The organism is Streptomyces sp. NPDC048479, from assembly GCF_040651435.1.
Taxonomy (GTDB): domain Bacteria; phylum Actinomycetota; class Actinomycetes; order Streptomycetales; family Streptomycetaceae; genus Streptomyces.
Window position 1 is genome coordinate 75411 of sequence record NZ_JBEZKA010000028.1, and the last position, 9664, is coordinate 85074.

At 68.0% G+C, this 9664-nt stretch carries 8 protein-coding genes; 1 reads left to right on the forward strand and 7 read right to left on the reverse strand.

All coding sequences use genetic code 11. From position 1 onward, the window contains the following. The first annotated feature begins 49 nt into the window (after positions 1-49). Positions 50-436 (forward strand): NTP pyrophosphohydrolase, encoded by a 387-nt coding sequence (locus tag AB0D12_RS32765; RefSeq protein WP_362691041.1) that lies wholly within the window; start codon positions 50-52, stop codon positions 434-436. Positions 437-541: 105 nt separating this feature from the next. Here AB0D12_RS32765 and AB0D12_RS32770 read toward each other — a convergent pair whose 3' ends face one another. The 7 genes from AB0D12_RS32770 to AB0D12_RS32800 all read right to left on the reverse strand — a co-directional run bounded on the left by AB0D12_RS32770 (position 542) and on the right by AB0D12_RS32800 (position 9351). Next, the gene (locus tag AB0D12_RS32770) at positions 542-2059 is read right to left on the reverse strand and encodes an amino acid permease (RefSeq protein WP_362691044.1); all 1518 of its coding nucleotides are present in this window, start codon (positions 2057-2059) and stop codon (positions 542-544) included. Positions 2060-2202: 143 nt separating this feature from the next. After that, positions 2203-4116, reverse strand: coding sequence for a 1-deoxy-D-xylulose-5-phosphate synthase (dxs, locus tag AB0D12_RS32775; protein WP_362691047.1), 1914 nt, complete (start codon positions 4114-4116; stop codon positions 2203-2205). Between the two features lie 165 nt (positions 4117-4281). Further along, on the reverse strand, positions 4282-5571 hold the full coding sequence (locus AB0D12_RS32780; RefSeq protein ID WP_362691050.1) for a sugar ABC transporter permease: 1290 nt from the start codon (positions 5569-5571) through the stop codon (positions 4282-4284). Beyond that, positions 5568-6356, reverse strand: a complete 789-nt coding sequence (locus tag AB0D12_RS32785; protein WP_327326654.1) for an ATP-binding cassette domain-containing protein — start codon at positions 6354-6356, stop codon at positions 5568-5570. Before AB0D12_RS32785 ends, AB0D12_RS32780 begins: the two co-directional genes overlap by 4 nt. A gap of 195 nt (positions 6357-6551) precedes the next feature. Beyond that, positions 6552-7664, reverse strand: a complete 1113-nt coding sequence (locus tag AB0D12_RS32790; protein ID WP_362691054.1) for a substrate-binding domain-containing protein — start codon at positions 7662-7664, stop codon at positions 6552-6554. Between the two features lie 121 nt (positions 7665-7785). Then, entirely contained in the window at positions 7786-8985 is a 1200-nt protein-coding gene (locus tag AB0D12_RS32795) for an ROK family transcriptional regulator (RefSeq protein WP_362691057.1), read from the reverse strand. Between the two features lie 201 nt (positions 8986-9186). Further along, complete coding sequence (locus AB0D12_RS32800; RefSeq protein ID WP_362691060.1) at positions 9187-9351, reverse strand: hypothetical protein; 165 nt, start codon at positions 9349-9351, stop codon at positions 9187-9189. Between the last annotated feature and the right edge of the window lie 313 nt (positions 9352-9664).

Consider the following 9664-nt stretch of genomic DNA (forward strand, 5'->3'; position numbering starts at 1 on the left):
TTTCGGTGCCGGGGCTGCCGTCTGTCCGACGGCCTGTCATCCTGCTGATATGCGGACGCTGGTGATCGTCGACGGGGCGAATGTGGTCGGCTCGGTGCCCGACGGCTGGTGGCGGGACCGGCGCGGGGCGGCCGAGCGGCTCAGGGACCGGCTCGTCGGCCTTGCCGGTGACGGGATTCCGGGGTGGCCCGGTCCCGTCGAGATGGTGCTCGTCGTGGAGGGCGCCGCCAAGGGGGTGGAGTCCGTGCCCGGTGTGCGGGTGGAGTCGGCGCCCGGCAGCGGCGACGACCGGATCGTGGAGCTTGTGGCGGAGCGGGAGGCGGACCGGGCGTGTGTCGTCGTCACGGCCGACCGGGAGCTGTGTCGGCGGGTCGAGGCGTACGGCGCGGAGTGCGTGGGCCCACGGACCGTGCTGCCGCCGGGCAGACGCAGATAGCGCAACGCTCCGTCAAACCCGGGAAGGAACAATGTCCGGCCCCGCAGCCACTGCCGGAGCAGGACGTACGAGGCCGGGGGAGAACCGATCCGGGCAAGAAGGCGCTCAGTACTCGGATTCGGAACCGAGGCGGCCGAGACGGCTGTGGCTCCGGCCGTACAGGAAGTACACCAGGAAGCCCAGCACCATCCAGACGGCGAACCGTAGCCAGGTCTCGGCCGGCAGATTGAGCATCAGCCAGACCGAGGCGGCCACCGAAACGATCGGAAGGAAAGGCACCCAGGGGGTGCGGAAGGCGCGGTGCAGTTCGGGCCGGGTTCGGCGCAGAACGATCACGCCGAGGGCGACGACGACGAACGCGAAGAGCGTGCCGATGTTCACCAGCGTCGCGAGCTCGTTGATGCTGGTGAAGCCCGCGATGATCGCGATGATCACGCCGAGCAGGATGGTCGGCCGGTAGGGCGTGCGGAAGCGCGGGTGCGTGACGGAGAAGAACCGCGGCAGCAGTCCGTCGCGACTCATCGCGAAGAACACCCGGGTCTGACCGAGCAGCAGAATCATGCACACCGTGATCAGGCCGACCGCGGCGCCGAAGCTGATGATTCCGGCGTAGACAGGGTGCCCGACGGCCTTGAAGGCGTCGGCGAGCGGAGCGCTCACCGACATTTCTGTGTAGTGCTGCATTCCGGTGACCACCAGCGACACGGCGACATAGAGCACGGTGCAGATCACGAGCGAACCGAGGATGCCGCGCGGCATGTCCCGCTGCGGGATCTTGGTCTCCTCGGCGGCGGTGGCCACCACGTCGAAGCCGATGAAGGCGAAGAAGACGACGGAGGCGGCAGTGAAGATGCCCAGGACGCCGAAGTTGGTGGGCGCGTAGCCGAAGATCAGCTGCACCAGCGGGGCGTTCCAGCCCCCTCCGGAGGGCGTCGGCTGAGCCGGGGGGATGAAGGGCGAGTAGTTGTCGGCCTTGATGAAGAAGGCGCCCGCGATGATCACGATCATGACCACGGTCAGTTTGATGGCGACCACGACCGCCGTGACCCGCGCGGACAGCTTCATGCCGAGCACCAGGATGACCGTGAGAAGCAGCACCAGCAGGAAGGCCAGGAGATCGAAGCCGAACCCTTCCGCCACATCGGGCCCGGAGAGCGCGGCGGGCATGTGCCAGCCGACGTTGTCCATCAGCGAGCGGACATAGCCCGACCAGCCGACCGCGACCACAGCGGTACCGAGGGCGAATTCCAGGACCAGGTCCCAGCCGATGGTCCAGGCGACCAGCTCGCCGAGCGAGGCGTACGAGAAGGTGTACGCCGATCCTGCCACCGGGACGGTGGATGCGAACTCGGCGTAGCAGAGCGCGGCGAGGGCGCAGACGATGCCCGCGGCCACGAACGCGAGGGCCGTCGCGGGTCCCGCCGTCTCCTTGGCCACCTTGCCCGTGAGCACGAAGATGCCGGTGCCGATGATGACCCCGACCCCGAAGACCGTCAGGTCCAGCGCGGAGAGGGATTTCTTGAGCGCGTGCTCCGGCTCCTCGGTATCACGGATCGACTGTTCGACCGTCTTGGTCCGGAACAGGCCGTCTCCGCTTGGTCCCGTGTCCTGCTGCGTACTCACCGGCGTACCTCCACGCACTCGTCGTGATCGCCATGATTGGGACAACGGCGGTCCGAGAGGGCTCCGTACGGGTGGATTTCACGCGAATGGGCCGGTCGGACCACCCATACAGGGTGAACCAACCGGCCCTTCGGCGCTACGGGTCAGTCGCGGGCGGGCTCGACCGCCTCGGTGTCGAACCGGCCGTCCAGCCTGGAGACGAGACCGGTGACCTGCCGGGCGATGTCCGGCGCGGTCAGGCCGATCTCCGCCATGACCTCCTTGCGGGAGGCGTGGTCGAGGAAGCGCGGCGGGATGCCGAAGTCGCGCAGCGGTACGTCGACTCCCGCGTCGCGCAGCGCCTGGGCGATCGCTGAACCGACGCCGCCGGCCCGGCTGTTGTCCTCGACGGTGACGACGACGCGGTGCTGTTCGGCGAGCGGCGCGAGCGCCTCGTCGACCGGCTTGACCCAGCGCGGGTCGACGACGGTCGTCGAGATGCCCTGCGCGTCCAGCAGACCGGCGATCTCCAGGCACATCGGCGCGAGCGCGCCGACGGAGACAAGGAGGACATCGGGCCGGTCCGCGTCGGCGTGGCGCAGCACGTCCATGCCGCCGACCTTGCCGACGGCCTTCACGGCCGGGCCGACCGCGCCCTTGGAGAAGCGCACAACGGTCGGCGCGTCATCGACCTGGACGGCCTCGCGCAGCTGCGCGCGGACCTGGTCGGCGTCGCGCGGAGCCGCGATCCGCAGGGTGGGCACGCACTGCAGGATCGACATGTCCCACATGCCGTTGTGCGAGGCGCCGTCGGTGCCGGTGACGCCCGCACGGTCGAGTACGAACGTCACGCCGCACTTGTGCAGGGCCACGTCCATCAGCACCTGGTCGAAGGCGCGGTTGAGGAAGGTGGCGTACACGGCGAAGACAGGGTGCAGTCCGCCGGTCGCGAGGCCGGCCGCGGAGACCGCGCCGTGCTGCTCGGCGATGCCGACGTCGTAGACCCGGTCGGGGAAGGCCTTGGCGAACTTGTCGAGACCGACCGGCTGCAGCATCGCCGCCGTGATCGCGACGATGTCCGCGCGCTCCTTGCCGAGCTTGACCATTTCCTCGCCGAAGACCGAGGTCCAGTCGACGCCCGAGGAGGCGATCGGCAGTCCGGTGTCGGGGTGGATCTTGCCGACGGCGTGGAAGCGGTCCGCCTCGTCCTGGAGGGCCGGCTGGTAGCCGCGGCCCTTCTCGGTGAGGCAGTGGACGATGACGGGGCCACCGAAGCGCTTGGCGCGGGCGAGCGCGGACTCCAGGGCCTCGATGTCGTGGCCGTCGATGGGGCCGACGTACTTGAGGCCGAGGTCCTCGAACATGCCCTGCGGGGCGATGAAGTCCTTGAGGCCCTTCTTGGCGCCGTGCAGGGTCTCGTAGAGCGGCTTCCCGACGACGGGGGTGCGCTCCAGGATGTCCTTGCCGCGGGCCAGGAAACGCTCGTAGCCGTCGGTTGTACGGAGCGTGGCGAGATGGTTGGCGAGGCCGCCGATGGTGGGGGCGTACGAGCGCTCGTTGTCGTTGACCACGATCACCAGCGGGCGGTCCTTGGCGGCCGCGATGTTGTTCAGCGCCTCCCAGGCCATACCGCCGGTGAGCGCTCCGTCGCCGATGACGGCGACGACGTGGTCGTCCTTCTTGAGTACCTCGTTGGCCTTGGCAAGGCCGTCGGCCCAGCCGAGCACGGTCGAGGCGTGGGAGTTCTCGATGATGTCGTGCTCGGACTCGGCACGCGCCGGGTAGCCGGAAAGGCCGCCCTTCATCTTGAGCTTGGAGAAGTCCTGACGGCCTGTGAGCAGCTTGTGCACATAGCTCTGGTGGCCGGTGTCGAAGAGAACCTTGTCCTTCGGAGAGTCGAAGACACGGTGCAGAGCGATGGTCAGCTCCACGACGCCGAGGTTGGGACCGAGGTGCCCACCGGTCTTGGAGACGGCGTCCACGAGGAAGGTCCGGATCTCGGCAGCCAGCTGGTCCAGCTGCTCCGGGCTGAGCCGATCCAGATCGCGCGGTCCCGTGATGCGGGTCAGCAGCGCCACCCGTGCCTCCTTGCAGTTGTGCGGTCTAGCTTGCCGGTCCGTCGAGTCTAGTGTTCCGTCCGCGACGCCGGTCGCCGGGCGGTGCGATGTACATCACGCAGTCGGGTGAACACACAGAGGTGCCCGGCACCGCGAACGGTGCCGGGCACTCCTGCGGAGCCGCGGTCAGGCGCGGCCCGCGGTCTTCTGCGTCTTCCGGGTGACGGAGTCGATCACCACGGTGGCCAGCAGAACTCCACCCGTGATCATGTACTGAATCGGGGTGGCGATGCCCTGCAGCGACAGTCCGTACTGGATCGAGACGATCACCATGACACCGAGCAGCGCGTTCCAGGTCCTGCCGCGTCCACCGAACAGGCTGGTACCACCGATGACGGCCGCCGCGATGACGTTCATCAGGAGATCACCGGCGCCGGCGCTCTGATTGGCGGCGGCGATCTTGGAGGCCCAGAACAGTCCGCCGATGGCGGCGAAGGTGCCCGCGATCGCGAAGACCGAGATACGCACCGCCGTGACGTTGATACCGGCACGCCGGGAGGCCTCGACGCTGCCGCCGAGCGCGAAGATCTTGCGGCCGTACGTGGTGCGGCGGAGCACGAAGTCCGTCAGCACCAGGACCACAAGGAAGAGGACCAGCGCCAGCGGCAGGCCGCGGTACTGGTTGAACATCACCGCGGCGGCGAAGGCGATCACGCCGAGCAACACCGTGCGGAGCACGATGTCGCCGAGCGGCCGGGACGGGACGCCCGCGGCCTCACGGCGGCGGTTGTCGACGAATGCCGACAGGAAGAACCCGGCCACTGCGACCGCGGCAAGACCGTAGGCGGCGGCCACGTCCGAGAAGTAGTACGTGGTCAGCCTGCCGACCACGCCTTCGCCGTCCAGGTTGATGGTGCCCTGGTCGCCGAGCAGCTGGAGCATGAAGCCCAGCCAGAAGAGCAGACCGGCCAGCGTCACGGCGAACGCGGGTGCGCCGATCCGGGCGAAGAAGAAGCCGTGGAGCGCGCCGATGGCCGCGCCGCTGGCGATCGCGACGATCACCGCCAGCCACTCGTTCATCCCGTGGGTGACGCTCAGTACGGCGACGATGGCTCCGGACACACCGCTGACCGAACCGACCGACAGGTCGATCTCACCGAGCAGCAGTACGAAGATGATGCCGACGGCCATCATGCCGGTGGCGACCATCGCGACGGAGATGTCGCTGAGGTTCTTCGCGGAGAGGAAGTTCGAGTTCAGGCTCTGGAAGACCGCGCAGATGACGATCAGACCGATGACGACGGGGATGGACCCGAGGTCGCCGGCGTGGAGCTTGCGCTTGAACTCCGAGATGTAGCCGGCGAAGCCCTGCTCGCGGACCAGCAGCCGGGGGTCGACCGCGGTGACCGCGTCGTGGGCGGCCTCCGGGTTCACGACCGGCACGTCGGTGGGGGTGGAGGTCTTTTCGGTGTTCACTTCTGAACCTCCGTGGTGCGCGCCGCACGACGGGTCACGGCGTTGTCCGTGGCGCCGGTGATGGCGGAGATGATCTCTTCCTGGGAGGTGGTCTTGACCTCGAAGACGCCGTTGTTACGGCCGAGGCGCAGCACTGCCACCTTGTCGGCGACGGCCTTCACATCGGCCATGTTGTGGCTGATGAGGATCACCGCGTGACCGCGCTCGCGGAGCCGCTCGACGAGGTCGAGGACCTGCGCGGTCTGCTCGACGCCGAGGGCCGCCGTCGGCTCGTCGAGGATGACGAGCTTCGGCTCACCGAGCATCGAGCGGGCGATGGCCACGGTCTGCCGCTGGCCTCCGGAGAGCGAGGCGATCGGGATACGCACGCTGGGGATGCGGATCGACAGCGTGTTGAGGAGCTCGCGGGCGCGGCGCTCCATCTCGACCTCGTTGAGGATGCCCCGCTTGCGGAGCTCGCGGCCGAGGTAGAGGTTGCCGACGACGTCGATGTTGTCGCAGAGCGCGAGGTCCTGGTAGACGGTCGCGATACCGAGGTTCTGGGCGTCGTGCGGCTTGTTGATCTGAACGGTGCTGCCGTCCCACTCGATGACGCCCTCATCGATGGGATGCACGCCGGCGATCGTCTTGACCAGCGTGGACTTTCCGGCGCCGTTGTCGCCCACCAGGGCGACCACTTCACCGGCGTGGACCTCAAGCTCTACGTCGGTGAGCGCCTGAACGGCACCGAATCGCTTGGAGACCCCGCGCAACGCCAACACGGGCGTAGCGGACACGTGAACCATCTCCTTCGCCGCCTGACCGGCGGGGATGCCGCGCCGGGGGAACAGGCGCGGAGGTTGAGCAGAAGCGAACAGAGGGAAAGCGAACAGAGGGAAGAAGCGTTTCTGCCCGGTGCCCCGCCCCGATAGCGGGGGCTGGAGTGGGGCGGGACACCGGACAGGCTTCGTGGGTGCGTAAGTCCCGTAAGGCTTGGGGACTTACTTCAGACCGAGTGCGTCGCAGGCGGCCTTGTACTTCGGGGTGCAGATCTCGGCGACGGTGTAGACGCCGTCCTTCACGACGGTGTCCTTGATGTTGTCCTTGGTCAGCGAGACGACCGGGACGAGCACCGCCGGGATGCCCTTGGTGGTCGGGCTGTCCGTCTTGGACTTGGCGATGGAGTCGAGCTTCTCGCCCTTGGCGAGCGCGACGGCCATCTCGGCGGCGGCAGCAGCCTCGGGCGCGTACGGCTTGTAGACGCTCATGAACTGCTCACCCGCGACGATGCGCTGCACGCCCGCGATCTCGGCGTCCTGGCCGGTGACCGGGGGGAGCTTGGCGAGGCCGGCAGCCTTCAGAGCGGTGATGATGCCGCCCGCCATGCCGTCGTTGGCCGAGTAGACACCGATGATCTTGTCCTTGCCGAGAGCCGTGATCGCCGCCTCCATGTTGGCGTTGGCGTTCTCCGGCTTCCATTCCTTGGTGTCGTACTCGCGGCCGACGTTCACCTTGCCGTTGAGCTCGGCCTTGGCACCCTTCTTGAACAGGGCGGCGTTCGGGTCGGTGATCGCGCCGTTCATCATCACGATCTGGCCGTCCTTGGCCTTGGCGCCGAGAGCCCCGAGGAGCGCCTTGCCCTGGACGTGGCCGACCTGCTCGTTGTCGAACGAGGTGTATCCGTCGATCGGACCCTCGGCGAGACGGTCGAAGGCGACGACCGGGATGCCTTCGTCCTTGGCCTTCTTGACGGAGCCGGCTATGGCCTTGGAGTCCACCGAGTCGACGATCAGCGCGTCGACCTTGTTGGTGATCATCGTGTCGACCTGCTGGTTCTGCAGCGTCGCGTCCTGCTTGGCGTTCGCGTAGACGACCTTGGCCTTGCCGTTGGTCAGCTCGCTGATCTTCTTCTCGATGAGCGGCTTGTCGAACTTCTCGTAGCGCGCGGTCTGGTTCTCCGGCAGGAGCAGACCGATCGTGATCGCGTCGCCCTTGGCGGCGCCGCTCTCCTTGGTCTTGTCGCCCGACTCCTTGGCGCTGCCACAAGCGGCGAGGGACACGGCCATCGTGGTCGCGGCTACGGCTACGGCGGCACGACGCATACGCATGTTCATCTTCGGAACCTCCCTGACGAGGCCGCGTCGCTGCGGCCGAGGTGGCTGGAAGTCAACTCGGCCCTCGGGCCGACGTCAAGGAGTAAATCCTTAACGAGATGACAACGGTGCCATTCATTATCTAAGTGAAGGCAGGTGCCCCGACGGGGAGCGAACTGTCCAGAAGGGTCGAATCGCCCATTTCGCTGAGCACGAGGGCCAGTGCGCCCAGCACTTCCGCGCGGCCTCCGAGCGCCCCCGGAAGGACGGACAACTGGCGTGCCGCGCTGGGAATCGCGTATCGGGAGACCGACTCTCGAATCGGTCCGAGAACCAATTCTCCCGCTTCGGCAAGATTTCCGCCCAGCACAACGCGGCTGGGGTTGAGCAGGTTGCAGAGGTTCGCCACACCGCTGCCGATGTGGCGGCCGACGTCCGCGACGACCCGGCGGCAGCCGGGGTCGCCCTCGCGGGCCAGCTGGACCACGCGCTCCATGGTCAGATCGGCCCCGTGGCTGGACTGGAGCAGCGGCAGGACGTACCGGGCGGCGGCGAAGGTCTCCAGGCAGCCGCGGTTGCCGCAGCGGCAGACCGGGCCGGACTCGTCCAGCGTGATGTGGCCGATCTCGCCGGCCGTGCCGCCCGGGCCGCGGTAGATCTGGCCGTCTATCACCAGACCGGCACCGACACCGCTGGCGACCTTGATGTACGCGAGATCCCGGACCCCGCGGCCGCTGCCCCAGACCAGCTCGCCGAGTGCTCCGAGATTGGCGTCGTTGTCGACGTACACGGGCACGCCGAGCCGCCCCGAGAGCTCCTCGCTGGGGTTGATGCCGGTCCAGCCCGGCAGGATCGAGGTGGAGCCGAGGGTGCCGGACTCCACATCGATCGGCCCGGGTACGCCGAGCCCGACACCGATCACCTTGTCCTGGCCGATCCCGGTCGCCGCGATCAGCCGGTTGACCAGCTGTTCCGCCCGGCCGAAGCCCTCTGCGGACGAGGCGTCCACGTCGAGCGGCTCGGACTCCTCGGCGAGCACCTGGTGGGCGAGGTTGCCGACGGCGACCCGCAGATGGGTGTGCCCGAAGTCGACGCCGATGACGATGCCCGCGTCGCCGCTGAGCGAGACGCTGCGGGCCCGGCGGCCGCCCGCGGAGGTGGGTGTGACCTCGACGGTCCCGCCGTCTTTCAGTTCGCGAACGATATTGGAGACCGTCGCCGCGGAGAGGCCTGTGCCTCTCGCGATCTCCGCCTGCGTGAGCGAGCCCGCCATGCGTACGGCACGCACGACCCGCTCGAGGTTGGCCCGGTGCAGAGATGTCTGCGATCCCGGAGTCTCCATCGACTCATCCACTCCTGCCCCCGGTGGGCGGCACGACGACCGCCCCCGGCCGGGACCACCGTGCGGCGAGCCCGACGTTTCTCCAACTTGTGAACCCTAAGCACAACTCCCGAGCCTTATCGCGTCAAGACCTTGAGCGTCGCCAACCACGAATGAGCACGCAGGAGCGAATCCGGGGGGAAAGGGGGCGCGGGGGCGGATTCAGCAGGTGTAGACCTCCGGCAGCACCAAGGTACGGGCGACCACGGCCACGAACGCGACCGCAACCACGACCGCGAACGCAACCACGACCGCGATCACGGCGACGATCACGACGGCGAGAGCGCCGACCAGCAGGCAGCCGGACGATGGGCGATTTTCAGCCACGTCGAGATCGCCTCGTGACGTCAGCGGCGGAGCTCCGCGGTCCGGGTCCGGGAACATCCGTTCCGAGAGACCGGGCCGGATGTTTCTCGTACAGAAGGTGGAGTCAGGAAACCGGCGTGCGCCGGAAGCCCGGCCGGGAGCCAGTCGTCCTCGGTCCTCCCCGGCACACAGCGCTTCCGCCCGCACCGCGGCCGCGGCCCGGTCCCGGACGGGGATGCGTCCCCGTAAGGGGGCCTGGGGGCGGCGTAATGGAGGGCGTGTGTGGGGCCGGAAATAAAAAATAATAGAAAATATTGAAACAAAAATTAAAAGC